This window comes from Caldovatus sediminis (assembly GCF_014644455.1).
Lineage (GTDB): Bacteria > Pseudomonadota > Alphaproteobacteria > Acetobacterales > Acetobacteraceae > Caldovatus > Caldovatus sediminis.
This window is the reverse complement of sequence record NZ_BMKS01000011.1, coordinates 1-24,810: the sequence shown is the minus strand read 5'-3', so window position 1 is coordinate 24,810 and position 24,810 is coordinate 1. Positions and strand designations below refer to the sequence as shown.

22 protein-coding genes and 2 pseudogenes are annotated in these 24,810 nt (G+C 73.0%); 20 read left to right on the top strand and 4 right to left on the bottom strand.

Going from position 1 to position 24,810, the window contains the following annotated elements:
• Positions 1-10: 10 nt before the first annotated feature.
• The 9 genes from IEX99_RS16015 to IEX99_RS15975 all read left to right on the top strand — a co-directional run bounded on the left by IEX99_RS16015 (position 11) and on the right by IEX99_RS15975 (position 9,696).
• Positions 11-1,186 (top strand): ABC transporter substrate-binding protein, encoded by a 1,176-nt coding sequence (locus tag IEX99_RS16015; RefSeq protein ID WP_188902106.1) that lies wholly within the window; start codon positions 11-13, stop codon positions 1,184-1,186.
• Positions 1,183-2,001, top strand: coding sequence for an ABC transporter permease (locus IEX99_RS16010; RefSeq protein WP_188902104.1), 819 nt, complete (start codon positions 1,183-1,185; stop codon positions 1,999-2,001). Before IEX99_RS16015 ends, IEX99_RS16010 begins: the two co-directional genes overlap by 4 nt.
• 636 nt (positions 2,002-2,637) lie before the next feature.
• Positions 2,638-3,639, top strand: a complete 1,002-nt coding sequence (locus IEX99_RS16005; RefSeq protein ID WP_188902102.1) for a hypothetical protein — start codon at positions 2,638-2,640, stop codon at positions 3,637-3,639.
• Positions 3,640-3,734: 95 nt separating this feature from the next.
• Positions 3,735-4,070 carry a hypothetical protein gene (locus IEX99_RS16000; protein WP_188902100.1) on the top strand — a complete coding sequence of 112 codons (336 nt, stop codon included), beginning with the start codon at positions 3,735-3,737 and terminating at the stop codon, positions 4,068-4,070.
• 24 nt (positions 4,071-4,094) lie between these two features.
• A complete protein-coding gene (locus tag IEX99_RS15995; RefSeq protein ID WP_188902098.1) occupies positions 4,095-4,844 on the top strand; it encodes a C39 family peptidase in 750 nt (249 codons plus the stop codon).
• Positions 4,845-4,863: 19 nt separating this feature from the next.
• Entirely contained in the window at positions 4,864-5,496 is a 633-nt protein-coding gene (locus IEX99_RS15990) for a hypothetical protein (RefSeq protein ID WP_188902096.1), read from the top strand.
• Positions 5,497-6,065: 569 nt separating this feature from the next.
• Positions 6,066-6,410, top strand: coding sequence for a hypothetical protein (locus IEX99_RS15985; protein WP_188902094.1), 345 nt, complete (start codon positions 6,066-6,068; stop codon positions 6,408-6,410).
• 629 nt (positions 6,411-7,039) lie between these two features.
• Positions 7,040-8,248: a sigma-54 interaction domain-containing protein gene (locus IEX99_RS15980; RefSeq protein ID WP_229678072.1), complete on the top strand. Its 1,209-nt coding sequence runs from the start codon at positions 7,040-7,042 to the stop codon at positions 8,246-8,248.
• Between the two features lie 44 nt (positions 8,249-8,292).
• Entirely contained in the window at positions 8,293-9,696 is a 1,404-nt protein-coding gene (locus tag IEX99_RS15975) for an outer membrane protein (RefSeq protein WP_188902092.1), read from the top strand.
• Between the two features lie 15 nt (positions 9,697-9,711).
• Here the strand turns inward: IEX99_RS15975 and IEX99_RS15970 are convergent, their stop codons facing one another.
• The gene (locus IEX99_RS15970) at positions 9,712-9,948 is read right to left on the bottom strand and encodes a hypothetical protein (protein ID WP_188902090.1); all 237 of its coding nucleotides are present in this window, start codon (positions 9,946-9,948) and stop codon (positions 9,712-9,714) included.
• 15 nt (positions 9,949-9,963) lie between these two features.
• On the opposite strand from IEX99_RS15970, the gene IEX99_RS15965 reads away from it, so the two are divergent.
• The 3 genes from IEX99_RS15965 (at position 9,964) to IEX99_RS15955 (ending at position 11,849) form a co-directional block, all read left to right on the top strand.
• Positions 9,964-10,752, top strand: a complete 789-nt coding sequence (locus tag IEX99_RS15965; protein WP_188902088.1) for an HsdR — start codon at positions 9,964-9,966, stop codon at positions 10,750-10,752.
• A 387-nt stretch (positions 10,753-11,139) separates the two neighbouring features.
• On the top strand, positions 11,140-11,430 hold the full coding sequence (locus tag IEX99_RS15960) for a hypothetical protein (RefSeq protein ID WP_188902086.1): 291 nt from the start codon (positions 11,140-11,142) through the stop codon (positions 11,428-11,430).
• The gene (locus tag IEX99_RS15955; RefSeq protein WP_188902084.1) at positions 11,427-11,849 is read left to right on the top strand and encodes a type II toxin-antitoxin system VapC family toxin; all 423 of its coding nucleotides are present in this window, start codon (positions 11,427-11,429) and stop codon (positions 11,847-11,849) included. Before IEX99_RS15960 ends, IEX99_RS15955 begins: the two co-directional genes overlap by 4 nt.
• Positions 11,850-11,879: 30 nt before the next feature.
• Here the strand turns inward: IEX99_RS15955 and IEX99_RS15950 are convergent, their stop codons facing one another.
• Positions 11,880-12,266, bottom strand: coding sequence for an XRE family transcriptional regulator (locus tag IEX99_RS15950; protein ID WP_188902082.1), 387 nt, complete (start codon positions 12,264-12,266; stop codon positions 11,880-11,882).
• A 200-nt stretch (positions 12,267-12,466) separates the two neighbouring features.
• On the opposite strand from IEX99_RS15950, the pseudogene IEX99_RS22765 reads away from it, so the two are divergent.
• From IEX99_RS22765 to IEX99_RS15915, 8 genes and pseudogenes are all read left to right on the top strand, one after another.
• Positions 12,467-12,724 (top strand): annotated as a pseudogene (locus IEX99_RS22765) (recombinase family protein); the annotation flags it as partial.
• A 133-nt stretch (positions 12,725-12,857) separates the two neighbouring features.
• Complete coding sequence (locus IEX99_RS15945; RefSeq protein WP_308421500.1) at positions 12,858-13,961, top strand: recombinase family protein; 1,104 nt, start codon at positions 12,858-12,860, stop codon at positions 13,959-13,961.
• On the top strand, positions 13,961-14,851 hold the full coding sequence (locus tag IEX99_RS15940) for a plasmid partitioning protein RepB C-terminal domain-containing protein (protein ID WP_188902080.1): 891 nt from the start codon (positions 13,961-13,963) through the stop codon (positions 14,849-14,851). Before IEX99_RS15945 ends, IEX99_RS15940 begins: the two co-directional genes overlap by 1 nt.
• A 1-nt stretch (position 14,852) precedes the next feature.
• On the top strand, positions 14,853-15,752 hold the full coding sequence (locus tag IEX99_RS15935) for a plasmid partitioning protein RepB C-terminal domain-containing protein (protein WP_188902078.1): 900 nt from the start codon (positions 14,853-14,855) through the stop codon (positions 15,750-15,752).
• Between the two features lie 555 nt (positions 15,753-16,307).
• Positions 16,308-16,502 carry a hypothetical protein gene (locus tag IEX99_RS15930; RefSeq protein ID WP_188902076.1) on the top strand — a complete coding sequence of 65 codons (195 nt, stop codon included), beginning with the start codon at positions 16,308-16,310 and terminating at the stop codon, positions 16,500-16,502.
• Positions 16,503-16,588: 86 nt separating this feature from the next.
• Entirely contained in the window at positions 16,589-17,359 is a 771-nt protein-coding gene (locus tag IEX99_RS15925) for an ImuA family protein (protein WP_188902074.1), read from the top strand.
• On the top strand, positions 17,356-18,906 hold the full coding sequence (locus tag IEX99_RS15920) for a Y-family DNA polymerase (RefSeq protein ID WP_188902072.1): 1,551 nt from the start codon (positions 17,356-17,358) through the stop codon (positions 18,904-18,906). The genes IEX99_RS15925 and IEX99_RS15920 overlap by 4 nt, the downstream gene beginning before the upstream one ends.
• The gene (locus tag IEX99_RS15915; RefSeq protein WP_188902070.1) at positions 18,903-22,226 is read left to right on the top strand and encodes an error-prone DNA polymerase; all 3,324 of its coding nucleotides are present in this window, start codon (positions 18,903-18,905) and stop codon (positions 22,224-22,226) included. Before IEX99_RS15920 ends, IEX99_RS15915 begins: the two co-directional genes overlap by 4 nt.
• A 35-nt stretch (positions 22,227-22,261) precedes the next feature.
• Here the strand turns inward: IEX99_RS15915 and IEX99_RS15910 are convergent, their stop codons facing one another.
• Positions 22,262-24,091, bottom strand: coding sequence for a glycosyl hydrolase family 28-related protein (locus IEX99_RS15910; protein WP_188902068.1), 1,830 nt, complete (start codon positions 24,089-24,091; stop codon positions 22,262-22,264).
• A gap of 12 nt (positions 24,092-24,103) precedes the next feature.
• Positions 24,104-24,810, bottom strand: a pseudogene (locus IEX99_RS15905) (phage tail protein); the annotation flags it as partial.

Below are 24,810 nucleotides of genomic sequence, written 5' to 3'. Positions count from 1 at the left end.
ACCGCCCGCCATGTGCCTGCACTGCTTCTCCCGCCGCGCCCTGTTCGGGCTGCCGGCGATGCTCGCCGGAACCGCCGCGCTGCCGGCCGCGCGCGCGGCGCGTGCGCAGGCGGCGCCGCTGCGCATCGGCTACCTGCCGATCACCGACGCCGCGCCGCTGCTCGTCGCCCATGCCCGCGGCCTGTTCGAGGCCGAGGGGATCGGCGCCGAGAAGCCGACGCTGCTGCGCTCCTGGGCGCAGGTGATCGAGGCCTTCGTGGCCGGCCAGGTGGAGGTGGTGCATCTGCTGGCGCCGATGGCGGTCTGGGCGCGCTTCGGCAGCCGCGTGCCGCTGAAGGTGGTGGCCTGGAACCATGTCGGCGGATCGGGGCTCGCGGTCGCGCCCGATGTCGCGCGCGTCGCCGATCTCGGCGGCCGGACGGTGGCCGTCCCCTTCTGGTATTCGATCCACAATGTCGTGCTGCAGGCGCTGCTCGCCGAGGCCGGGCTGAAGCCGGTGATCCGCCGCCGCGGCGGCCTCGCTCCGGACGAGGTGGGCCTCGTGGTGATGCCGCCCTCCGACATGCCGCCCGCGCTCGCGGCGCGGCAGATCGCCGGCTACATCGTCGCCGAGCCATTCGTCGCCGCCGCCGAGGCGCTCGGCGTCGGTCGCGTGCTGCGCTTCACCGGCGATGTCTGGCGCAACCACGCCTGCTGCGTGGTCGTGATGCACCAGCGCGACCTCGAATCCCGCCCCGCCTGGTCGCAGGCCGTGGTGACGGCGATCGTCAAGGCGCAGCTCTGGCTGCGCGGCAATCGCGCCGAGGCCGCGCGCCTCCTCTCGCGCGAGGATCCCAACCGCTACACGCCGCATGCCCCGGCGGTGCTCGCGCGCGTGCTCGCCCCGGATGCGGCGGACCGCGACGCCTACCTCGCCTCGGGCGCACTGCGCCATGCGGAATGGCGCGATGCGCGCATCGATTTCCAGCCCTATCCCTTCCCCGGCTACACCGAGGAACTCATCCGGCGGCTCAGATCCACGCTGGTCGAGGGCGAGCGCGGCTTCCTCGAGGCGCTCGATCCGGCGGCGGCCGCCGCCGAACTGGTGGAGGAGCGGCCGGTGCGGCAGGCGCTGGCGGCGGTGGGTGGCATGGCCGCCTTCGGCCTGCCGGACTCCTTCACCCGCGCGGAGACGATCGCGCCATGAGCGCCAGCGTGCTCGCCCCGCCCGCGGCCGGGGCGGCGCGATGGCCCTCCCTGCCGCCGCGCTGGCGCGCCGCCACGGCGCGCGCCGGGGCGGGGATCGCGGGGCTTCTCGTGCTGGTCCTGCTGTGGTGGGCGGGAATCGCGCTGCTGACCGCGCCGGGCAGCATCGCGCGTGCCTTCGGGCCCGTGGAGGGGGCCGCGGCCCTCGCGCGGCTGCTCGCGGAGGGCGAGGTGCTGATCCATGCCGGGGTCAGCCTGCGCCGCGTGCTGGTCGGGCTCGGCGCGGCGCTCCTGATCGGCGTGCCGCTCGGGCTCGCCCTCGGCGCCTGGCGCGGGCTCGAGCGGGCGACGGGGCCGGCCTTCCAGTTCCTGCGCATGATCTCGCCGCTGTCCTGGATGCCGATCGCGGTCATGGCCTTCGGCGTGGGCGATGCGCCGGTGCATGTGCTGCTCGGCTTCGCCGCGGTCTGGCCGGTGATGCTGAACACCGCCGCCGGCGTGCGCGCGCTCGATCCGCGCTGGATCATGCTTGCGCGGAGCCTCGCGGCCAGCCGGCGGGAGACGTTGTGGCGCGTGGTGCTGCCGGGCGTGCTCGGCCATGTGCTGACCGGGGTGCGCCTGGCCATCGGCATTCTGTGGGTGGTGCTGGTGCCCTGCGAGATGCTCGGCGTCTCGGCGGGCCTCGGCTACGCCATCCTCGATGCGCGCGACCGGCTCGCCTATGCGGAGCTGACGGCGCTGGTGCTGCTGGTCGGCGCGCTCGGCTTCGCGCTCGATGCCGCCGCGCGGGCGCTCTGCCGGCGGCGCGGGGGTTGAGGCGCCGGCGGTACCGGGCGCGGCGTCTCCGCCGTGCGGCCGATCTTCGCGGCGATCGGGCCGATCGCCGTCCCTTGCGGGCCGTGCCTCTGGCGCCACGCAGCACCGGAGGCACCGCACGCTCCTGAGCCTCTAGCCGCCGACTTTTCCACCGCCTTCGCTCCATCCCCCCAACGGTCGGAGCCGCCGTCGGACCCGGTGCGGTTCGGTCCCTGTGGCGATCGCCCGCGTGCGCGCGCCGGCCCGCATTCGCCACGGATGGGGCCGCATGCGGCTGCCGATCCCCGCCGCGCAGCATCGCGACACGCGCGCGTGTCACCGGTCCTGTTAACGATACGTAAACCGTCTCGTCCTCGGCCGGCGGATCCGCCCGCGACGATTTCAAAGCCGCATACCTAATGGACGCGCAGGTTGCGCACGGCATCGTGAACCCGAGGAAGGCGGCGGCTTTGCGGCGACCGCCGGCCGTGAGCGCGGGGGCTGGCATGGCCGTTGCTGTTCCGGAGGCGCGCGTCAGGCGCGTGGGGCGGGAGCGACGTCGCCATGCCTCCGGTCTCCCCCGCCGCACTGGCAGCGACGGTCGATGCGCGGTGGCGATCGGCCGCCCGGAAACCGCAACACCAAGGGGTTCGATACATGCGTGCGCTTCTCCTCGCCTCGGTCGGCGTCATCGCCCTCGGCGGCACGGCCTTCGCCAGCGGCGGGGGCCATGGCGGCGGCCATGGCCATGGCAATCCGTCCCCCCACGTCCCGACGACCGTCGAGGACTACTACGCGGCGGCCCTCGCGGTGAACCTCGGCTCGACCGAGAACAACAGCTCGGCCACCGGCCACTTCCAGAGCAACCGCGTGTCCATGAGCGGCAGCTTCGGCAACCTGCGCGGCGTCGCCAACGCGAACCAGAACGCCGGCGCGAATAGCCAGCAGCAGAACGCGGTCGCCGTCGCCTATGTCGAGGGCTGCGACTGCGTGATCGCTCCCCCGGGATCGCCGCACCAAGGCAGCACGGGCGAGGCCAACGCCAATGCGGTGGCGGTCAACGCCGGCGGCGTGATCGGCAACACCAGCAGCAACATGGGCAGCTCGGCGAGCGCGTCGATGGACGGCTCCTTCAACTCCTCGACGGGCATCGCGCAGGCCAACCAGAACGCGGGCGCGAACAGCCTGCAGCAGAACGCGACGGCGGTCGCGATGGTGGACAACGTCCGCGGGCGGCAGCAGGACCGCGACGCGTGGGCGATCGCCGGGAACGCCGGCATCGTGACCGGCTCGGGGAACCTGTCCGCCGACCACGGCCACCAGAGCGCGGCCAGCATGTCCAACTCGTTCAACGGCTTCACCGGCTCGGCCAACGTCAACCAGAACGTCGGCGCGAACAGCCTGCAGCAGAACGCGACCGCCCTCTCGGCGATCACCTACTGCAACTGCGCGGCCGAGGATCTCTCCACGACGATCGCGGCGGCGGGCAATGTCGGCGCCGTCTGGGGCAACGCCGCGACCGCCAGCTGGGGCTCGGCCCAGGCCGGGATGTCCAACTCCTTCAACGGTCTCACCGGCGTGGCGCAGGTCTCGCAGAATGCGGGCGCCAACAGCCTGATGCAGAACGCGGTGGCGGTCGGCGCCATCTACAACCGCTGACACGTCCCGAGGCGCCGGCGGCCTCGGCCGCCGGCGTGCTCTGGAACACCCGCCACGTGTCGCGACTCCGCCAGGGAACGCAAGGACTGCGCACCATGAAGTACGGCCTGCTCGCGCTTGCCTTCGGCGCCCTCGCCCTCGTCCGCGCCGCCGACGCTTCCGAGCCGCAGGGCATCGGCGAGGCTTTCGCCGGCGTCGCACCGATGGACGCCGCCGAGCTCGCGCGCGCCTCCGGGCGCGCCGGACTCGGCCCCGAGGGCGCGAACGTCGCCCTGCTCCGGGACAACCAGGTCGGCGCGAACAGCGTCACCGGCAACAACACCATCACGGGCTCGCTCAACGGCACGGCGGGCGTCACGACCGTCTTCCAGAACACCGGCAACAACTCCGTCTTCCAGGCCGCGACCGCGATCAACATCACCCTGCGCTGAAGCCGCATGTCGAAGCACCGGTCCATGGCCCGGGTCGCGGTCGTTGCCGCGGCGCTGCTCGCCGGATGCGCCACGGACGTGCCGGGGCGCGACGGCGCGGCGGCGCCGGGGCGCGTGGCGCTGACCGAGACCGCCACCGGCGGCGCCAGCCTGACGCTGCCGGTGCAGGATTTCCGCTCGCGCCGGTTCGCCCGCACGGTCCGGCAGCGTTTCGACTACTCCTGCGGCTCGGCGGCGCTCGCGACCCTGCTCACGTACCACTACGGGATGCCGACGTCGGAGGAGGAGGTGCTGCGCGACATGATGACGCACGGCGACGCCGAGCGGATCCGCAGCGCCGGCTTCTCGCTCCTCGACATGCGCGACTACCTGGCGCGGCGCGGCCTGCGGTCGAACGGCTACCGCCTGCCCCTGGCGCGGCTCGCGCAGGCGCGCATCCCGGGAATCGCCCTGATCGACAACAACGGCTATCGCCATTTCGTCGTCGTGCGGGGATTGTCGGAGGACCGCGTCCTGATCGCCGACCCCAACCTCGGTACCCGCACCATGCCGCGCGTCCGCTTCGAGGAGGCGTGGAGCGGCGTGCTGTTCGTGATCCTCGACCACCCCGAGATCGCCCAGGCGAGCTTCAACCTCGGCGAGGACTGGAACGTGCGGCCGCGGGCGCCCGGATCGCTGGTCCGCGAGGCGATGGATCGCGGTCTCCACGGGCTCGGCATGCCTTCGCCGATCCTCCTCAACGGCGGCGAGCCGCCGACGCGGTGGTTCTTCTGAGCGCGCAGGGAGACAACCGATGCACGGCCCCCTCCTTCGCAGCGTCTCCGCACTGGCCCTGGGGCTCTGCCTGCTTCCCGGCCCGGCCCGCGCCGCCGATCGGGCGGAAGCGGGAGAGCCGGGCCGGGATCTCGTCGCCGCCTACGCGCACGCGCTCGGGGTGCGCGTCGGCCCCGCGGCACAGGCGCTCGCCCTCGGCGCCGATCCGCTGCCGGACGAGGCCCTGGGCGCGATGCGCGCGGGCTTCCGGCTGCCGAACGGGATCTCGGTCGCGTTCGGCTTCGAGACCGAGGCGCGCCTCGGCGCCGACCTGGTGCAGCGGGTCGTCCTGCCCACCACCGTCATCGGCGCGGGACCGGCGCCCGACCTGACGGTCACCGACGCGCAGGGCCGGACCAGCAGGGTGCCGCTTTCCGCCGCGAGCCCGATCGTCGTCGAGAGCGTCCTCAACGGCGGCGCAACCCGGATCGGGACCACGGTCGGAGGCGGCGGCATCGTCGGCGTCGTGCAGAACCGCGCGAACGGGCAGGCCATCGGCGTTACCACCAACGTGACACTCGACATCGCCGGCATGCGGTCGCTACTGAACAACACGGCGGCACGGCTCGCGCTCGAGAGTGCCCTCATGGCCCGGTCGAGATTCGGACGATGAGAGTCGGACGGTCCCTTCGCCTTCTTGGGCTCGGCGCCGCGCTGGCGCTGGGTCTTCCCCTCGGCGGCGCGGGCGGTGCCCTGCGTGCGGAGGAGGCGCCCCGCGCTCTGCTCCCCATCCGCGTCTCCGTCTCGCCGGACGCGGCTGTCCCGGTCCTGGCCCCCGCCTGGGCCGGCCGCGCGGCCCCGGATGCCTTCGAGGGGCTGGAGCCCCTGGCGCCCGCGATGCTCGGGCGCATGCGCGGCGGGCAGGACGCGCCGAACCAGGTCGCGCCGTCCGGCGTGAACGCGCGCGTCCGCTTCTGGGACGAGATCGGTCGCCCGCCGCAGCCGCTTCCGCCCCGGGACGGCGTCGTGAGCTCGACCTCCCGCGTGCTGCGATGACCCCAGGAGACCAATGAGGCCATGCACCGTTTCCTTCTTCGGCTGAGCGGCGCGCTTGCGCTTGCGGCGTCCGGCTGCGCCGCGCCGCCGGAGCCGGGCACGGCTTCGGCCGCCCGGCCCGCCACATCCGAGGTGCCGGATGCGGTCGCCGCCGCACCGGCCCGCCCGTCGCGACCGGTCCCCCAGGTGGTCGGAGGCCGCCGCCTTTCCGGCGACGAGTTCCGCCAGCTCGTATTCGGGAACACCCTCGACCGGCGGCTGCCGAACGGCAGCCGGCTGACCATGCACGTCGCTGCCGACGGCTCGCAGCGGCTGCGGCTCGTGGGCGTGGACGGCCAGGCGGCGACCGACCGCGGGCGGCTCGTCCTTCAGGGCGACGAGGTCTGCTCGAGCTGGGAGAGGATCCAGGAAGGCCGGCCGACCTGCTTCGCCTGGTTCCGGCTCGGCGAATCCCTGGTGGCGATCGACGTGTCGGGGACGATCAGCCCGACCCGCTTCGAGCTTCTGCCCGGGAACCCAGAACGCATCTGAGGCGCGGCATCGCGGTATGGGCGCCATCCCCGTCGGGGAGCGCCGCTCGACCGCGCGGGCCGGCCCGTCCGCTGGCATGCCGGCCGGCGAGAACCGCGCTGCCGCGACGAGGAGGGCGCGCCGTCCCGCAAGATGCGCATGGCCACTCGTGCGGCAGCGGCGCGAAGGACAGGGGGGCGTCGCCCGTTCCGGCTGCCTGACGGGACCGCGACGCGGTTCCTCGAGCCGGAGGAGGTCGCGGGGATGGCGATGTCCATTGCCGGCGTCAGCGCGCTCGCGGGGGACACTCCGCCACCGGCGCGTCCGGGGAGGGCACGGGGTCAGCGTCGTGCCGGCGTTTCCAGGTCGCTGCGTGATCCTCGGCCACAAAGGCACGAGCGGGCCGGAAGCCGCGCGGCGCACCCCAACAAAAGTTAATAACAAAAGTTAGAAGCCCCGTTCGAAAATTCACGAGTGATATCGCCTCTCGGTTTGGTTACCGCGGCAGCACTCTTGTTAGGAATGTGTTCATCTTGTGCGATTGGGCGTCGCCGAGTAACGTTTTGAACGGCGGGCACGACCCGCGAGGGGGCGCCGGGATCGGCGATACCACTGGGCCCCACCGAATCGGATGCGTCTGGAGGAACGTGTTGCCGAGCCCCGCCGCTCTCCCGGTGCGTTCGGCGGCCAGCGCCGCCTTCGCCGACGTCGATGCGTCCGTCGTCGAATGGCTGCCGCGGCGCCTGCTGGCCGACATGCTGGTTTCCGCCGCCCGCAAGGATGCGGCGCTGCTCCGCGAACTCGAGGAAGCCCTGCGGAACCACACGCCGCGGCGCAAGCGGCCGGTGGCCGATCCCTCGGCCGAGGCCGAGCCCGTCGGCGAGGACGAATTCATGATCGGCGCCAGCCCGGTCATGCTCGACGTGTTCGAGAAGCTGCGCCGCTTCGCCACCGTGGATGCGCCGGTCCTGCTCTGCGGCGAGAGCGGCACCGGCAAGGAACTGGCGGCACGCGCCATCCACGAACGCTCCGCGCGGGCCACGGGTCCCTTCGTCGCCATCAACTGCGCGGGGCTTCCGCCGAGCCTCGTCAGCGCCGAGCTCTTCGGCCACGAGAGGGGCGCCTTCACCGGCGCCGTGGAGCGCCGCATCGGCCACATCGAGATGGCGCGCGGCGGCACCCTCTTCCTCGACGAGATCGGCGACCTGCCCTTCGAGATCCAGGGACACCTCCTGCGCTTCCTTCAGGACCGGCGCGTGATACGGGTCGGCGGGCGCGAGCCCATCGCGGTGGACGTGCGCGTCATCGCCGCCACCAACGTGCCGCTGCTCGCCGCCATCCGCGAGCGCCGCTTCCGCGAGGACCTCTACTACCGCCTGGCGGTGCTGACCCTGGAGCTGCCGCCGCTGCGCGCCCGCGGGTCGGACATCGAGCTGCTCGCCCACGCGTTCCTGCGTCGGATCGCGGGCGAGACCAAGCGCGGGATCGAAGGCTTCGAGCCGGAGGCGCTGGAGGCGATGCGCACCTACCGCTGGCCGGGCAACGTCCGCCAGCTCGTGGCCGTCATCAGGCGGGCGGTGGTGATGGCGAACGGGCCTCGGATCCGCCTCCGGGACCTGGCGCTCGATCCGGCCGACGCCGCCGCCAACGATGCGCCGCTCCCGGCCAGGCGAGGCGGACGAAGCCCGGCGGTCGGTTCGGAGGAGGAGAAGGAACTCCTCGCCTCGGCGCTGCAGCAGGGCAACCACTGCGTCGCGGCCGCGGCGCGCATCCTCGGAGTGTCCAGGGTGACCTTGTACCGCATGCTTCGGCGCAACGGGATCGCGCCCCCGCGCCGGATGACCGGTGCGCGCGCATGAGCCGCCTTGTCGAAGGGCGCGCGCTCCTTCGGGAGCGGGAACCGATGCCCGCGCCGGCCCGCCACCGCGCGGCCCGCGACCGCTTCGTCCGGCCGTTCGCGCTGGGGATCGCCGTCGTCTCGCTGGTCGTCGCGTCGCCGCTCGCGCGCGCACAGGATGCCGTCGCGACGGAGGCCCTGCACGAGCTGCGGGCGATGCTCGAACAGCAACGCCGCCGGCTCGAGGAGCAGGGCGCCCAGCTGGTCCGCCAGCAGCGTCTGATCGAGGCGCAGGCGCGCGAGATCGAAGGGCTACGGCGCGCCCTCCCGGCGCCGGCGCGCGCCGCCGCGCCCCCGCGGCCGTCTGCGGTCGCCTCTCCCTCCCCGCCGCCGGCGCCCACCGTCGCTGCGCCGGCGGCGCCCGCTGCACCGCCGGCCGTGACCGCTGCCCCGCGCGATCCGCAGGCGCCCTCCACCGCCGCGGAGGCCGCCGCCGCGCGACGGCGGGAGGAGCAGCGCGTGCTGGCGACCGATCCCACCCTGGCGCGGGTTGGCGGCGTGCTGACCCCGCGCGGAATGGTCTCGGTCGAGACGTCGCTCGAATACAACTACGCGCAGAGCACCCAGGCCGTGGTCAACGGCTTCTCCATCATCCCCGGCATCACCTTCGGCACCGTGGACATCCGCCGCGCCACGCGGCGCACCGCCATCGCGGCGTTGACGCTGCGCTACGGCATCACCGACCGCCTCGAGGTCAACGCGCGCATCCCGTGGGTCTACCGGAGCGACACCATCCAGACCGCGCCCGCCGACATCAGCGCCTCGCCCATCACCATCGGCCCGACCGGCAGCGGCCTCGGCGACATCGAGTTCGGCGCGAGCTACCAGCTCAATTCCGGCCTCGACGACTGGCCGGTCTTCGTCGCCAACCTCCGGGTCAAGAGCGATACCGGCCGCAGCCCCTTCGAGGTGCCGATCTACCTCGTCAGCGATCCCCGGGGCGGGTTCCTGCGCGGGCTGGAGCGGGAACTCCCCACGGGGACCGGCTTCTGGTCGATCGAGCCGGGCATCACCGTCGCCTGGGCCTCCGACCCGGCGGTGTTCTTCGGGGGCGCGCGCTACATCTGGAACATCGGCCGCACCGTCGGCCTGCAGGATCCGACGGGCGGCCCGGCCGTGCCGACCAGCCTCGATCCGGGCGACGGCATCGGCCTGAACTTCGGCGTCGGCTTTGCCCTGAACGAGCGCACCTCGCTCAGCCTCGGCTATGATCACGTGTTCGTCCTGTCGTCCCGTGCCGGTGGTCGCTCCATTCCCGGTTCGGGGCTGGACATCGGCTCGTTCAACTTCGGCCTTTCCTATCGCGCGTCCGATCGCGTCAGCGTCAGCCTCGGCGCCAGCGTCGGCGCGACGGAGAACGCCCCGAGCGCGCGCATCATCCTGCGCGTGCCTATCCGCTTCAGTCTCTGACGCCCGCCACACCGCCTAATGGAGCGATTCCAGCAGACGTTTCCCGCGCTGGTGCTTGGCAAGGATGGTGTCGGCGGGCGCGGTCCAGCGGAAGGGCTTCGGGTCGGCGTTGTGGGCGTCGAGGTAGGCGCGGATGGCCTGGCTCGGCTCGATGACGGAGCGGAAGACGCCGCGCTTCGGGCGGCGCCTGGTCAGGGTGGCGAACAGGCCCTCGACGGCCTTGATCCAGGGTTGAGCCCCGAAGGGGATCAACGAGGTCGGCGTGAAGTGGACGTGGATCTGGACGCCGCCATCGGTCCGGTGAGCAACCGGCTGCTGACGCGCTTCCGGCAGGCGCAGCAGGCCTGGCGGGCCGGGGCGGACGGGACGAAGGCGCGCGAGGCGGCAAAGGCCGAGATGGATGTGCTGCTGCTCTTCAAGCGCGACCTCGGCAGCTATGTCCGGCTGTACGAGTTCCTCGGGCAGATGTTCGACTACGGGAACACCGAGTTCGAGAAGCTCTACCTGTTCGGCAAGCTGCTGCTGCCGCTCTTGGACTACGGGCGGGAGCGGGAGGGGGTGGACCTCTCGGCGCTGCGGCTGACGCACCACCGGATGCGCGACCTCGGCCAGCAGCGGCTGAACCTTGCCGGCGGCGAGCCCGCCGAGGGGCTGAAGCCGCCGACCGATGTCGGCTCCGGCCAGGTGCAGGACCGGCAGAAGCAGCGGCTCGGGGAGATCATCCGGGCGCTGAACGATCTCTTCGAGGGTGAGTTGACGGACGGCGACCGGGTCGCCTTCGCCGAGAGCATCCGGTCCAAGATGATGGAGAGCGCCACCCTGCGCGCCCAGGCGGCGGCGAACACGCGCGAGCAGTTCGGCAACTCGCCGAACCTGCGGGAGGAGCTGCTGAACGCGATCATCGCGACGATGGAGGCACACGGCAGCATGAGCCGTCAGGCGCTGAACTCGGAGGCGGTTCAGGCCGGGCTGCTGGCCGTGCTGCTCGGTCCGGGAGCGCTGTGGGAGGGGCTGCGGAAGGGGGAGGAGCCGGGGGCTGGTGCCGATCCGCGATAGATTCGGCGTCGGGCAACCTTTGGTGGGGCGTCGGGTTCACCAACTCGCGGTCGGGTGCTGCCTGTCAAGCCCTTGAAGAGGCGAGCGTTCGGGCTGGCGGCATAATCGGGGAAGTCGCCAGGTTCAGAGAAATCCGGCCTGCGAGAGAGGGTTTCGGGGGGCGTTCGAGGACCGCTCGGCGCCAGCCTATGCGCGAGAACCGCGGAAAACCTGCGCCTCACGGCGCGGCCCACCAGCAGGGAGACGATTCGCGGTGCATGGAAGTGGCGTAGGAAAGGGAACCGGGAAGGAACGCTCTCTGGGGCCGGCGCGAGTGGCCGCGTGCCAACTTGAAAACCAAGCAGATTTCCGGATATGTTTCCGGAAATCTTCATCGGAGGCCTGCTCGTGCCGACGAAGCCCAAGCCCAGGTCTGCCCTCGCGGAGCACCGCCGCCGGCTGCGCAGCCGCGGCCTGCAGCGGGTCGAGGTGCAGGTGCGTGGCGAGGACGCGCCGCTGGTCCGCGCCGTGGCCGCGGCGCTGGCCGACCCCGAGCGGGCGGCCGAGGCGCGCGCGCTGCTGCGCGGCCGCTTCGCCCCCGCGCCCGCGCGCAGCCTGAAGGAGCTCCTCGCCTCCGCCCCCCTCGACGGCGTCGAGCTCGATCGCTCCCGCGATCTCGGGCGCGCCGTCGACCTGTGACCTGGCTGATCGACACCAACATCATCTCCGAGGTCCGCAAGGGACCTCGCTGCCACCCCGCCGTCGCCGCCTGGTGGGCGGGCGTCGAGGACCGGGACCTGTTCCTCAGCGCCCTCACGCTCGGCGAGATCCGCAAGGGCGTCGAGGGGATCCGGCCCCGCGACCCGGCGAAGGCCGCCGCGCTGGAAGGCTGGCTCGCCGAGGTCGCCGAGGCCTTCGGACCGCGCGTGCTCGACGTCGACACGGCGGTGGCCGAGGCCTGGGGCCGGATGTCGGCGCTGCGGTCCGTTCCCGTCGTCGATGCCCTCCTCGCGGCGACCGCGCGCGTGCATGATCTCGTGCTCGTCACCCGCAACACCACCGACGTCGAGGGGCTCGGGGTCCGGGTGCTGAATCCCTTCGAGTCCGCCTCGTCCTGACCTGCGTTCAGGGTTCCGAGGATACCCGGATCATTTCAACCACGATCTCGCCTTCTCAAGCGATGTGGAGGCTGCGGCAAGGTGACGCCGGACGTCGTCGAGATGCCCAGCGCACTCGCCGTCGAGCCGCGCTGAAAGTCGCAGGACGGTGACGAACACCTCGTCCGAATGGCGCATCAGCGCGATCAGACGCTCCCCGCTCGGGACGCTGATCCCGCTCAGCCATGCCTTCACCGTCCGCTCGCTCGCACCCGTCCAGCGCATGACGGTCTTGGCCGCCACACGCCGCCTCTCCATCTCGCGCCGGAGGGCCGCAGCCAACTCAGCAGCGTAGTCCACCGGCGGTCCCATGTCCTCGCCGTTGAAGGGCAGTTTTCTGCCCTTCGAGTGCAGAATCCTGCCCTTTTTCGTCCGCACCCGCCGCCTCCGCCGTTGTAGGGTGCGCGGTAGGGTGCGGCACGGATGGCGCCGCAGTGCCGTCCCTGGATCGGGCGGGGAAGGCCGGCACTGGAGCGCGACGCGGCTCGCCAGCGAGAGGGCAGCCGCGTGGGACGACAACCGGCCGGCATTGCGGGTAAACCAAGGAGCGGGCCGGTCGCGCCGCCGAGTACGTCCGGATGTCGACCGACCACCAGCGCTATTCGACGGAGAACCAGTCGGACGCGATCCGGCGCTACGCCGAGGCGCGCGGCATCGAGATCGTCCGCACCTACGCGGACCACGGCAAGAGTGGCCTCAGCATCGCGGGACGAGCCGGCCTGCAGCGCCTGCTCGACGACGTGCGCTCGGGCCGCGCCGACTTCAGCGTGATCCTGGTCTACGACGTGAGCCGCTGGGGGCGGTTCCAGGACGCCGACGAGAGCGCCTTCTACGAATACCAGTGCCGGCGCGCCGGCATCTCCGTCGAGTACTGCATCGACGGCTTCGATAACGACGGCAGCCCCGTCGCGACGATCGTGAAGGGGGGTCAAGCGTGCCCTCGCCGGCGAGTCCAGCCGTCTGCTCTCCGTGCGGGTGTTCGCCGGGCAGTGCCGTCTCATCGAGCTCGGCTTCCGCCAAGGCGGGCCGGCCGGCTACGGGCTGCGCCGACGTCTGGTCGACGGCGCGGGCGCACCGAAGGGCGACCTGTCCCGCGGCGAGCAGAAGAGCATCCAGACCGACCGCGTCGTGCTCGTGCCCGGGCCACCCGAGGAGGTCGAGACGGTGCGCTGGATCTACCGCGCCTTCGTCGAAGAGGGGCGCCCGGAGCGCGAGATCGCCGACATCCTGAATGGCCGCGGGATCCGCACCGACCTCGGTCGGCCCTGGACGCGTGGCACCGTGCACCAGGTGCTGATCAACGAGAAATACGCCGGGGACAATGTCTGGAACCGCGTCTCCTGCAAGCTGCAGGGTGCGCGGGTGCGGAACGGCCGCGACATGTGGGTGCGCCGGGACGGTGCCTTCGAGGCGGTGGTGGACCGGCTTCTCTTCGACGCGGCGCAGGTGATCATCCATGAGCGCTCCCGGCGCCTGACGAACGAGGAGATGCTGGAGGCCCTTCGCCGGCTGCTCGCGCGCCGCGGCTACCTGTCCGGGCTGGTGATCGACGAGGCCGAGGACACGCCCTCGAGCGGGGCCTACCAGTCCCGCTTCGGCAGCCTGCTGCGCGCCTATCAGCTCGTCGGCTTCACCCCGGATCGGGACTACCGCTACATCGAGGTGAACCGCGCCTTGCGGGCGCTGCACCCCGGCATCGTCGCGGAGGCGGTGGAAGGCATCCGCCGTGCCGGTGGCGAGGTGGTCCAGGATCCCGCCACCGACCTCCTGACGGTCAACGGTGAGTTCACCGCCTCGGTGGTGCTGGCGCGCTGCCAGCAGACGGCTGCCGGCTCCCTACGCTGGCATATCCGGATGGACACAGGACTGGCGCCGGACATCACGGTCGCGATCCGCATGGCGCCAGGCAACGATGCGGTGCGCGACTACTGCCTCCTGCCGCGCCGGGACGCGTCCTTGCCGAGGCTCCGGCTCGGCGAGGTCAACGGCCTCCTCCTCGACGCCTTCCGCTTCGATGGCCTGGACGCGCTCTTCGACCTCGCCGCCCGCACCGACATCCTGGAGGCCTCGTGATGACCCATGCTCCCGTCCCCACGGTCCAGCATATCCCGGTCGATGCCATCGACGTCGTGAACCCCCGTGCCCGCAATCGCCGGGTGTTCCAGGAGATCGTGGACAGCATCGCCGCCGTCGGCCTCAAGCGGCCGATCACCGTCGCGGCCCGCCGGGGGCCAGAGGGCCTGCGCTATGACCTCGTCTGCGGCCGGGGCCGCCTCGAGGCGTTCCGGGAGCTCGGGCAGGCGACGATTCCGGCCGTGGTCATCGAGGCCGCCGGCGAGGACTGCCTGGTGATGAGCCTCGTCGAGAACGTGGCCCGACGGCAGCACCAGGCCCTCGACCTGCTGCACGACATCGACGGCATGCGGCAGCGCGGCCACTCGGATGCCGACATCGCCCGCAAGACCGGCCTTTCCCTGGAATACGTGAAGGGCGTCCTGCGGCTGCTGACGGGCGGCGAGACGCGCCTGCTCCGCGCCGTGGAGGTGGGCCAGATCCCGGTGAGCGTCGCGGTCGAAATCGCCGAGGCGGAAGACGCCGATGTGCAGCAGGTTCTGCATGAGGCTTATGAACGCAACCTGCTGCGCGGCCAGAGCCTGCTCGCCGCGAAGCGACTGATCGAGGTGCGGCGCAGCCAGGGCCGGCGTGTCAAGCCGGCCGATGGACGGAAAGCCCGGCCCCTGTCCGTGGACGCGCTGGTGCGGACCTACCGCCAGGACGTCGACAAGAAGCGGCTGATCGTGCGCGACGCGGCCGCGACCCGGGGGCGGCTGCTCTTCGTGGTGGAGGCGCTGCGCGCCCTGATGGCCGACGAGGGCTTCGTGACGCTGCTGCGCGCCGAGGGCCTGCTCACGATGCCGGCCAAGCTGGCCGAGCGCGTCGGGAGCGGTGCAGGAGGCGGTTGACATGGGCGGGAAGGAAGAACGCCGCACGGTCGGAAGCGCCTTCGAGGCAACGGGATTGCGCGTGCCGCTCGACCGCATCCAGCCCCTCCGCGTGGTCGGCGCGAAGACCCGACGGTCGTCGAAGTATGCCCAGATCGCAGCCTCGATCGCGGAGGTCGGCGTCATCGAGCCGCCGGTCGTGGCCCGGCACCCGACCGAGCGCGGGCGCTTCCTGCTGCTCGACGGGCATCTGCGCGTCGAGGTCCTGCGCGACGGGGGCGAGACGGACGTGCTCTGCCTGATCGCGACCGACGACGAGGCCTTCACCTACAACAAGCGCATCAGTCGGCTGGCGGCGGTGCAGGAACACCGCATGATCCTGCAGGCGATCGACCGCAAGGTGCCGGAGGAACGGCTGGCGCGCGCCCTCAACATCGACATCGGCACGCTGCGGCAGAAGAAGCGTGCCCTCCACGGAGTCTGCCCCGAGGCGATCGAGATCCTGAAGGACAAGCCGGTCTCGCTCGGCGTCTTCGCGCTGCTGAAGCGGATGGTTCCGCTGCGGCAGATCGAGGCCGCGGAGACGATGGCGGGCATGAACCGCTACTCGAAGGGCTACGTCCGGGCCATCCTCGCGGCGACGCCGGAGGCGCAGCTCGTGCCGGACGCGAAGCCGAAGGCGGTCAAGGGCCTGAGCGCCGAGCAGGTGGCGCTGATGGAACGGGAGACGGCGCAGCTCGACCGCGAGATCAAGGCCGCCGAGCAGTCCTACGGGCCCGACCACCTGCGGCTCGTCCTGGCGCGCGGCTACGTGGCGAAGCTCGTGGCCAATGCCCGCGTCGCGCGCTGGCTTCAGCAGCATCAGCCCGAGATGCTGACAGAGTTCCGGAAGATCGCGGAGACGGACATCGCCGCGGCCTGAGCCGGTTGGTCGGGCGGGGCCGGCCATCAGGATGGGGACCCGGACCCGATAAGCGCGGGGACCGCGGGAGACGCCGCACGAGGGACGGATCAAGCGCGGTGGTGGGGATGGCGGCGAACCCGCGCGGAGCCCACCAGGCCGGGCGGCATAGGCCCGGCCGGCGGGCTGCCATGAGACGGCAGGCCCGGGTGAGAAGGGCGTGCCGGTGCCATGCCACGAACCCCAGCACGGCCGAGTGTCGGCACGCCCTCTTCCCAGAAGCCGATGGCCGCTGACGTGTTCGAGGACATGCTTGGACCAGGCCGTCCTGCTGAAGGTTCCCACTGCTGCTGTTCATGATGGTGAGATGTGCCCCCATACGCTCCCACTCAGCCCAGCAAAGCGATTCAGTATGCAGTCTGCTTCGCGAGCAACAGCGGCGCGGTGGTTTGTTCTTGATTCGTTCGCTCTGCTTCGCCATCGTCGGCCGCCATGCGCCCGTCCGATTCTCCCGACCCCGAACCACCCCCAGGCAGCAGCACGGTTGCGGCTCCTGGCCCGCTGACAACGCCCTTGGTGCCAGCGGACCCAGCGGACGTCGCCTCGGCCCTGGCCTATGCGCTCCGCTTCGACGAGCGGGGCCGGCCGCGCCGAGGCAGCGTGTGGGAGATGGCCGCCGCATTGCTGGCCGAGCAGCTCGCGGCGCAGTTGGAGCGGGCGAATTTCGTGGTCATGCGCAAGGCACCGCAGCCGCCGCACGGCGCCGGATAGACGGCTTCCCGCTCGCTCACCAGGCGGCGACAGGCTTGGCCTCATCCTGCCGGGAGATTCGCACTGGCCTCGCGGACGCACCACCGATGTCCTCAGCCGCCCCCGACGCCCCGCTCGATCAGGCTGCCATCCTCGCCACCCTGCGCGCTCGCGTGGCGCGACTTGAAGGCACGGGCCGAGCGCCGCAGGAGGCCCGCCCCATCCCGGTCTGCGACGACCTGCCGCTGCCCGGCGGCGGGCTGGCGCGCGCCGCGGTGCATGAGGTGCTGGCCATGGCCCCGGGCTGCGGCGCTGCCTTCTGCGCCCTGCTGCTGGCCCGCACCGGCGGGACCGTCCTCTGGATCGCCGGCAGGAGGGACGAACTGCTGGCCTGGCCACCGGGCCTCGCGCGCTGCGGATTGGTCCCTGCCAACCTGATCCTGGTCCGGGCCGAGCGATGGCCGGACGCGCTCTGGGCGATGGAGGAGGCGCTGCGCTGCCCCGCGGTGACCGGCGCGGTGCTGGCCCTGACCTGGGAGCCAAATCCGGAGGGCGACAATAGGCTGGACCTGACGGCGACCCGCCGGCTGCAACTGGCGGCCGAGGCGGGCGGAGCGCTCGGCCTATTGCTGCGGCCGGACACCGCCCATCCGGCGCCCACCGCGGCGGTGACACGCTGGCGGATCGGGCCGCTGCCCACGGCGCAGGCTGGGGCTGGCCTGGATGAGCCGCGCTGGCAGCTGGAACTGCTGCGGGTCCGCGGCGGGACGCCGGGCGGCCCCTGGGCGGTGACCTGGCGCGCGGCCGAGGGGCGGCTGGATCTCGAGCGGGAGGAGACGGCCTCCGCCGCCAGGGCCAGCCGCGGCGCCTCCGCATGACGGGCCAGCCCTGCCTTCTGCCGGCGGGCGGACCGGGATCGCGCCGCTTCCTGGCGCTGCACCTGCCCTGCCTCGCCACCGACCGGATCCGCCGGGCAGAGCCGGATCTGCCCACCGACCAGCCGCTCGCCACCTGGGCGGCCTCCGGCAGCCGTCGCGTGCTGGTGGCCGTGGACCAAGCCGCGGCAGCCATCGGCCTCCGGCCCGGGCAGGCGCTGGCCGATGCCGAGGCGATCGCGCCCGATCTGGTGCTCCGTCCTGCCGACCCGGATGGCGATGCCCAGGCGCTGCAGGCTCTCGCGCTGTGGGCGCGGCGCTATACCCCGCTCGCTGCCACTGATCCGCCTGATGGGCTGCTACTCGACATCACCGGCTGCGCCCATCTGCTCGGCGGCGAGGCAGACCTGCTGCGCGACGCGCTGGCCCGGCTGCAGCGGGCGGGCATCGCCACCCGCGGTGCGGTGGCCGGCGCCGCCGCGACCAGCGCCGCCCTGGCACGGGCCCGGCTGGACAATCCGGTGGTGGTCTCCGGCATCGAGGCAGCGGTGGCGGCGCCGCTGCCGCTCGGGCCTGCCCTGCGGCTGCCCCCGGCCATGCTGGCGGACCTCGCCCGCCTGGGCCTGCGCCGGGTGCGCGACCTGCTCGACCAGCCCCGCGCCCCGCTTGTCCGGCGCTTCGGGCCGGAGCTGATGGACCGGCTCGATGCGGTGACCGGGCAGCGGCGGACCGCCATCCGGCCTGCGACCGCACCGCCAGACCTCACCGTCGCCCGGGATCTGCTGGAGCCGATCATCACCCGCGCCAGCATCGACGCGGTGCTCGACCGGCTGCTCGCGGCGCTTTGCGCCCGGCTGCGGCAGACGGGGCTGGGCGCGCGGCGCATCGTGCTCTCGGCCTGGAGGGTGGATGGCGTGGTGCAGGAGGTGGCGATCGGCACCGGCCAGCCGACGCGTGCGCCGGCGCATCTCCGCCGGCTCTTTGCCGAGCGGCTGGAGCAGCTGGAGCCCGGTCTCGGCTTCGAGCGAATGATGCTCGAGGCGCGGGCGACGGAGCCGATGGCGGCGGGCACGCAGACTGGTCTCGAGATCGGCGGCCGGCACGATGCGGCAGCAATGGCCGAGGCCCTGGCGCAACTGCTCGATCGCCTGGCGCAGCGGCTGCGGGTGCACCGGGTCGCGCCCGTCGCCAGCCATTGGCCGGAACGCGCGGTCGCCGCCCTCGACCCGCACGCGCCCGTCCCGGCCATGCCGGCGGGATGGGCAACGCCGGGGCTGCCAGTCCTGCTGCGGCGTCAGCCGGAGCCGCTGGAGGCCATGGCCCTGTTGTCGGATGATCCGCCCTCACTGCTGCGCTGGTGCGGCATGGCGCACCGCCTGCACTGGGCGGAAGGGCCGCTGCGGCTGGAGCCGGAGTGGTGGCGGGCTCGCCCCGATCTGCGGCGGCGCGACTACTACCGGGTGGAGCTTGCCTCCGGTGTGCGGCTCTGGGTCTGCCGCACCGGTCCGCCGGAGGCGGCGCGCTGGCTGCTGCATGGCCACCTGCCATGACCATCGCCTTTGCCGAACTCGCCGCCCGCTCCAACTTCTCCTTCCTCGACGGGGCCTCGCATCCGGAGGAGCTGGTGCAGACCGCTCAGGCGCTCGGCCTCGCCGGGCTCGGGCTCTGCGACAGCAATTCGCTGGCCGGGGTGGTGCGCGGCCATGTCGCCGCCAAGGCGGCCAGGCTGCGCTTCGTGGTCGGCTGCCGCCTGGTCCTGCGGGACGGCAGCACCTGGCTCGCCTGGCCCACGGACCGAGCGGCCTATGGCCGGCTGACCGCCCTGCTCTCGCACGGGCGCATGCAGGCCCCCAAGGGCGAATGCCGGCTCGGGCGCGACGACCTGCTCGCCGCCGCCGCGGGCTGGGCGCTGGCGGCCGTGCCGCCCGCGGAGCCGGACGCCGCCTTCGCCGTCCGGCTGCGCGCCGATGCCATGGCGCTGCGGGGCCGCCTGGCCCTGCCGCTGCTGCTGGCCGTCGCCTGCACCTACCGGGGGGACGACCAGCGGCGGCTGGATCGGCTGGCGCAGATGGCAGCCCGGGCCGGCACTTGGCTGCTCGCCACCGGCGATGTGCGCTACCATCACCCCGCGCGGCGGCGGCTCGCCGATGTGCTCACCGCCATTCGGCTGCGCACCCCCGTGGACGCGCTGGGCCATGCCGCCGAGCCGAATGCCGAGCGGCATCTGAAGCCGCCCGCCGAGATGGCGCGGCTCTTCGCCCGGCACCCGCAGGCCGTGACGAACACCCTGCGGGTGCTGGAGGCGGCGTCCGGCTTCTCGCTGGATCAATTGCGCTACGAATACCCAGAAGAAGTGCTGGAGCCCGGCCGCAGCGCGCAGGAGACGCTGGAGGCGCGGGTCGAGCAGGCCTTGGCCGAACGCTGGCCGCACGGCGCCCCGGAGGACATCCGTGGCCGCGTCGCGCACGAACTGCGCCTCATCCGCGAACTCGGCTACGCGCCCTACTTCCTGACCGTGCACGAGATCGTCCGCTTCGCGCGGACGCGGGGCATCCTCTGCCAGGGCCGCGGCTCGGCGGCGAACTCCGCCGTCTGCTACGTCCTCGGCGTCACCGCGGTGGACCCGGCCAGGCACGACCTGCTGTTCGAGCGCTTCGTCTCGGCCTCCCGCGGCGAACCGCCCGACATCGACATCGACTTCGAGCACGAGCGGCGCGAGGAGGTGATCCAGCACCTCTACGAGCGCTACGGCCGCGACCGCGCGGCGATCTGCGCCACCGTCATCCGCTACCGCCCGCGCAGCGCCATCCGCGAGGTCGGCAAGGCCATGGGCCTCACCGAGGACATCACGGCGCGCCTCGCCAAGGCGAGCTGGGGACCGGGGCGGGAGATGAGCCTCGCCGCACTGGCCAAAGCCGAAGGGCTGGACGTCGCGGATCCGCGCCTGGCCATGACGCTGGAGTTGGCCGAGGAGCTGCTCGACTTCCCCCGCCATCTCGCCACCCATGTCGGCGGCTTCGTCATCACCCGCGGCCCTCTCACCAAGCTGGCGGTGGTCACGAACGCGGCGATGGAAAGCCGCACAGTCCTGGAATGGGACAAGGACGACATCGACGCGCTCGGCATCCTGAAGGTGGACGTGCTGGGCCTCGGCATGCTGTCCTGCCTGCGCCGCGCCTTCGACCTGCTGCGGCGGCACGCGCGGCTCGATCTCGACCTCGCCGCGCTGCCGCGCGACTGCCCCGCGACCTACGCCATGCTGCGCCGGGCCGACAGCCTCGGCGTGTTCCAGGTGGAGAGCCGGGCGCAGATGGCGATGCTGCCGCGCCTCAGGCCCGAGACCTTCTACGACCTGGTGGTCGAGGTGGCGATCGTCCGTCCTGGGCCGATCCAGGGCGCGATGGTGCACCCCTACCTGCGTCGGCGGCAGGGGCTGGAGCAGCCCGACTACCCATCCCCCGCCCCGGAGCATGGCCCGGCCGACGAGCTGGAGCGGGTGCTCGGCAAGACGCTCGGCGTGCCGCTGTTCCAGGAGCAGGCGATGCGCCTGGCCATCGTCGCCGCCGGCTTCACGCCGGAGGAGGCCGACCAGCTCCGCCGCGCGATGGCCACCTTCCGGCGGGCGGGCGGCGTGAGCCGCTACCGCGACAAGCTGGTGAAGGGCATGGTCCGGCGCGGCTACGAGCCGGCCTTCGCCGAGCGGGTCTTCGCCCAGATCGAGGGCTTCGGCGCCTACGGCTTCCCGGAGAGCCACGCGGCGAGCTTCGCCCACCTCGTCTACGCCTCGGCCTGGATCAAGTGCCACCACCCGGCGGTGTTCGCCTGCGCGCTGCTGAACTCCCAGCCGATGGGCTTCTACGCGCCGGCGCAGATCGTGCGCGACGCGCGCGCGCACGGGGTGGAAGTCCGCCCGGTGGACGTGAACGCCAGCGAGTGGGACTGCACGCTGGAGGACGCTGCGGACAGCGCCGGCGGCCTGGCGTTGCGGCTCGGCCTGCGGCTGGTGGCGGGGCTGCCGGAGGCGGAGGCGCGGGCCATCGTCGCCGCCCGGCGCGCGCGCAACGGCGTGCCCTTCGGCGCGGTGGAGGAGGTCGCCCTGCGCGCCGGCGTCGGCCGCCGCGCCCTGGAGGCGCTGGCCGCGGCGGACGCCTTCGCCGGCCTGGGCGCCGACCGCCGGCGCGCCGGGTGGGAGGCGCGCGGCGTGGCCGGCGGCCCGCGGGACCTGCCGCTCTTCGCCATCGCCGGCGGCGCGGCGGAGGCGGCGATGGCGGACCGCTCCCCGCTGCTCCCGGAGCCCGCCGTCACCCTGCCCGCCCAGTCCGAGGGGGAGGCGGTGGTGGACGACTACCTGGCCACCGGGCTGAGCCTGCGGCGGCACCCGCTGGCGCTGCTGCGGCCCATGCTCGACCGCCTGGGCTGCGCCGACACGCGGCGGCTGCAGGCGGCGCGGCCGGGGGCGCGGCTCCGGCTGCCCGGGCTGGTGCTGATCCGCCAGCGGCCGGGCACGGCGAAGGGCATCGTCTTCGTCACCGTCGAGGACGAGCACGGGATCGGCAATCTCGTCGTCTATCCGGACGTGGCGGCGCGCGACCGGGCGGCGCTGGTCTCGGCCCGCCTGCTGCTGGTCGAGGGGCGGGTGGAGCGGGAGGCGGAGCACGCCGAGGTGCCGATCATCCACCTCATCGTCCGCCGGCTGACCGACCGCTCCGATCTGCTGGACGGCCTGCCGCAGGGGGAGGAGGCCCCGGAGCGCGGGGACGCCGCCTGGGCGGCGCGCAGCCTGGGGCGCGCGGACGAGGTCCGGCGCCCCGAGCCCGGCGCGCGCCGGCCACCCCGCGCCAGGCTGCCGGCGAGCCGCGACTTCCGGTAGTGGTCGCCGGAGAGGGCCAGGGGCGTGACTGCCGGCTACGGCATCCGCCGCTTCGTCACCGCGACGGAGAGCGTCGCCGCGGTGAGGTCGAAGGTGGCGGAGGGCGAGATGTTGCGCGCCATCACCCGGACCGTGTTGGTGGTCCAGGCGGCGGCGTCGAGCTCGATGAAGCGCGTCGAGGAGGCCAGCGCCGCGTCGGCCAGGTCGCCCTGCCGGCAGCCGGTGATCGTGACGTCGAGCAGGCTGGTTGCACCCGGCGCGAGCGAGGGCAGGTCCCAGCTGGTCTCCGCGACGAACTCCCGCTGTCCGACCGGCAGGGCGGGCGTGCCGCAGAGCAGCGCCGGGGCGTGCTCCGGCAGGCCGTAGAGGCGCAGCGCCTCGAGCTCGATCTGGCCGTCGAAGCCGACGATGCCGATCTGGGCAAAGGCGACTGGCTCGGCCAGGCGCACCGTCATGCGCCGGTTCAGCGAGGCGTCCGCCATCACCGCGCCGCCGGTCCAGGCCTTGGAGGGGGTGTTCCACTGCATGGTGGTCAGCGAGGCCAGCACGTCGCCGGCGATGTTCTCCCGGACGGCCATGCCGGCGTCGAAGCAGCGCACGAACAGCCGCCCGCCATCGGCGCCGCCGACCAGCCAGTGGGCGAGCGCGAACTCCTTCGCCTGCGAGCAGTCCACCACGAAGGCCAGCCCCCGCTGCGCCTCCAGCCGCAGCCCGCGGCCGGTCGGCGTGATGTCGTCCAGGCCGTTGAAGGACAGCCCGGCCAGGGTGGTGGCGGCGGTGGTCGAGGTGGCAACCGCGGCCAGGCCCTCCACCCCGACCTCGGTGGCGCTGTGGCGGAAGGCGGCGGCGCGGAGGTTCGGCACGCCGCCGAGCAGGCGGAGGTGGCGCGAGGCCGGGGCGCGGTGGCGGTTGAGGACGGCGTTGCCGCAGCGGGTGGCGGTCGCGGCGTAGTCGATGCCGACCTGATAGGTGTTGGCCCAGGCGACCTCGTACTCGCAGTCCTGCGCCGCGCCGGTGTGCCGGGCGACGATGGGCGAGCAGGCCTCCATCCGCAGCGCCCGGCCGATGATGGCGCTGCCATTGGTCTCGTTCAGGAAGGGGATGGCGATATTGGGATCGAGCTGGCGCAGCTCGAAGTTCGGCGCGTCGAAGACGTGCCGGTTGTGGTTCGTGTAGGCCCCCGGCTCCGCCGAGAGGCGGATGCCGAAGCGGTCCAGGCTGAGGTTGATGCCGGTCGCGCAGGCGAAGTGCCCGCCGTAGTAGCGGACCGAGGTGTTCCAGGCGGTCGCGGTCGCGCAGTGGACGTCGAGCCCGATCCTGTTGTTGAGGAAGCGGTGCAGATGGAGCGTGCTGTCCTCGAAGCCGCGGCCGTCCCCGAGGGTTCGCAGGCCGATGGTGAAGCCCTGCACCAGGCGGACATCGAGCACGCTGGCATCCAGGTTGCGGGCCAGGATGCCGATGTCGGCCTCGCTGCTCCAGTCGGACTGGGTCTGCCGCACCACCTGCAGGTTGGCATAGAGCTTCTCGCCGTTGCGGATGGTGCCGCCATCGCCGAGGGTCAGCACCGTCGCGGGCGCGGTGCCGGTGTAGCGGAGCACCCCGCGCATGATCAGGCCGCGGGCGCCGCCGCCGAGCGTGACACCGCCGGAGACGTTCCAGGTGCCGGGCGGGATCACCGCCATCTTGCCGTCCGCGGCGGCCCGGTCGAAGGCGGCCTGGATGGCGGCGCGGTCGTCGGCCACGCCGTCCCCGAGCCCGCCGAAGTCGCGGGGCAGCACCGCCTCGCGGTCGCGCAGGTATTTTCCGAGCTCGGTCTTGGAGATGTGCTGGTTCAGCACCAGCAGGTCGTCGATGCGGGCGGGCATGGCGCCTCCAGATCAGAGGGCGGTGGCGGAGACGGGCCCGGCGAGGGCCGAGACGTTCCCCTCGGCCGAGACGGCGCGCAGCCAGTACCAGCGGGTCTGGCCGGCAGTGAGCCCGGTGCGGTCGAAGAACAGGCTGTTCGGCTCGGTCGGGAGCTTGTTGGCGGCGGCCAGGCTGTTCGAGGCGGCCTCGAAGATCTGCAGCTTCACCGCGTCGGCCGGAAAGCCGCCGGAGATCCGCACCCCGCCCGCAATGCCGGTCGCCGTCGGCACCGAGACGGTGGCCGGCACCGGGGCGGTGCGCCAGCCCGACACCGCCCCGCTTCGGGCCACGGCGCGCGCCCGGACGGCGGTCGGCTCGGCGGAGGGGATCGCGGCCGCGGTGGCGCCCAGCCCCGCCCCGTAGCCCTGCCAGGTGGCGACCGAGGCGGGCAGGAACTCGACCTCATAGCCGGCGAGGTGCGCGCTCGGGACCGCCGCCCAGGACACCGCCAGGGCGGCGAACCCGCTGCCGAGCGGCGTCTCGACGGTGATGGCCGCCGGCGCGGCGATGACGCCGGGGTTGGGCAGCACGACGGAGGGGCTGTCGCCGGTGGCGCGCTCGTCCACCGCCGGGTCCCAGTCCCAAACCGCCGCGTCCTCCTCGGCGAGCGTCAGGTCCACGCCGCCGTCCGGCGACAGCCGCCAGCCCGTCACCCGCGCCGGGAAGGGCCCGACCCGGT

What these genes read in the sequence shown, in the direction of transcription:
- IEX99_RS16015 (WP_188902106.1), top strand. Translation starts at nt 11, where the DNA reads ATGTGCCTGCACTGCTTCTCCCGCCGCGCCCTGTTCGGGCTGCCGGCG.
- IEX99_RS16010 (WP_188902104.1), top strand. Translation starts at nt 1,183, where the DNA reads ATGAGCGCCAGCGTGCTCGCCCCGCCCGCGGCCGGGGCGGCGCGATGG.
- IEX99_RS16005 (WP_188902102.1), top strand. Translation starts at nt 2,638, where the DNA reads ATGCGTGCGCTTCTCCTCGCCTCGGTCGGCGTCATCGCCCTCGGCGGC.
- IEX99_RS16000 (WP_188902100.1), top strand. Translation starts at nt 3,735, where the DNA reads ATGAAGTACGGCCTGCTCGCGCTTGCCTTCGGCGCCCTCGCCCTCGTC.
- IEX99_RS15995 (WP_188902098.1), top strand. Translation starts at nt 4,095, where the DNA reads ATGGCCCGGGTCGCGGTCGTTGCCGCGGCGCTGCTCGCCGGATGCGCC.
- IEX99_RS15990 (WP_188902096.1), top strand. Translation starts at nt 4,864, where the DNA reads ATGCACGGCCCCCTCCTTCGCAGCGTCTCCGCACTGGCCCTGGGGCTC.
- IEX99_RS15975 (WP_188902092.1), top strand. Translation starts at nt 8,293, where the DNA reads ATGCCCGCGCCGGCCCGCCACCGCGCGGCCCGCGACCGCTTCGTCCGG.
- IEX99_RS15940 (WP_188902080.1), top strand. Translation starts at nt 13,961, where the DNA reads ATGACCCATGCTCCCGTCCCCACGGTCCAGCATATCCCGGTCGATGCC.
- IEX99_RS15935 (WP_188902078.1), top strand. Translation starts at nt 14,853, where the DNA reads ATGGGCGGGAAGGAAGAACGCCGCACGGTCGGAAGCGCCTTCGAGGCA.
- IEX99_RS15925 (WP_188902074.1), top strand. Translation starts at nt 16,589, where the DNA reads ATGTCCTCAGCCGCCCCCGACGCCCCGCTCGATCAGGCTGCCATCCTC.
- IEX99_RS15920 (WP_188902072.1), top strand. Translation starts at nt 17,356, where the DNA reads ATGACGGGCCAGCCCTGCCTTCTGCCGGCGGGCGGACCGGGATCGCGC.
- IEX99_RS15915 (WP_188902070.1), top strand. Translation starts at nt 18,903, where the DNA reads ATGACCATCGCCTTTGCCGAACTCGCCGCCCGCTCCAACTTCTCCTTC.
- IEX99_RS15910 (WP_188902068.1), bottom strand. Translation starts at nt 24,091, where the DNA reads ATGCCCGCCCGCATCGACGACCTGCTGGTGCTGAACCAGCACATCTCC.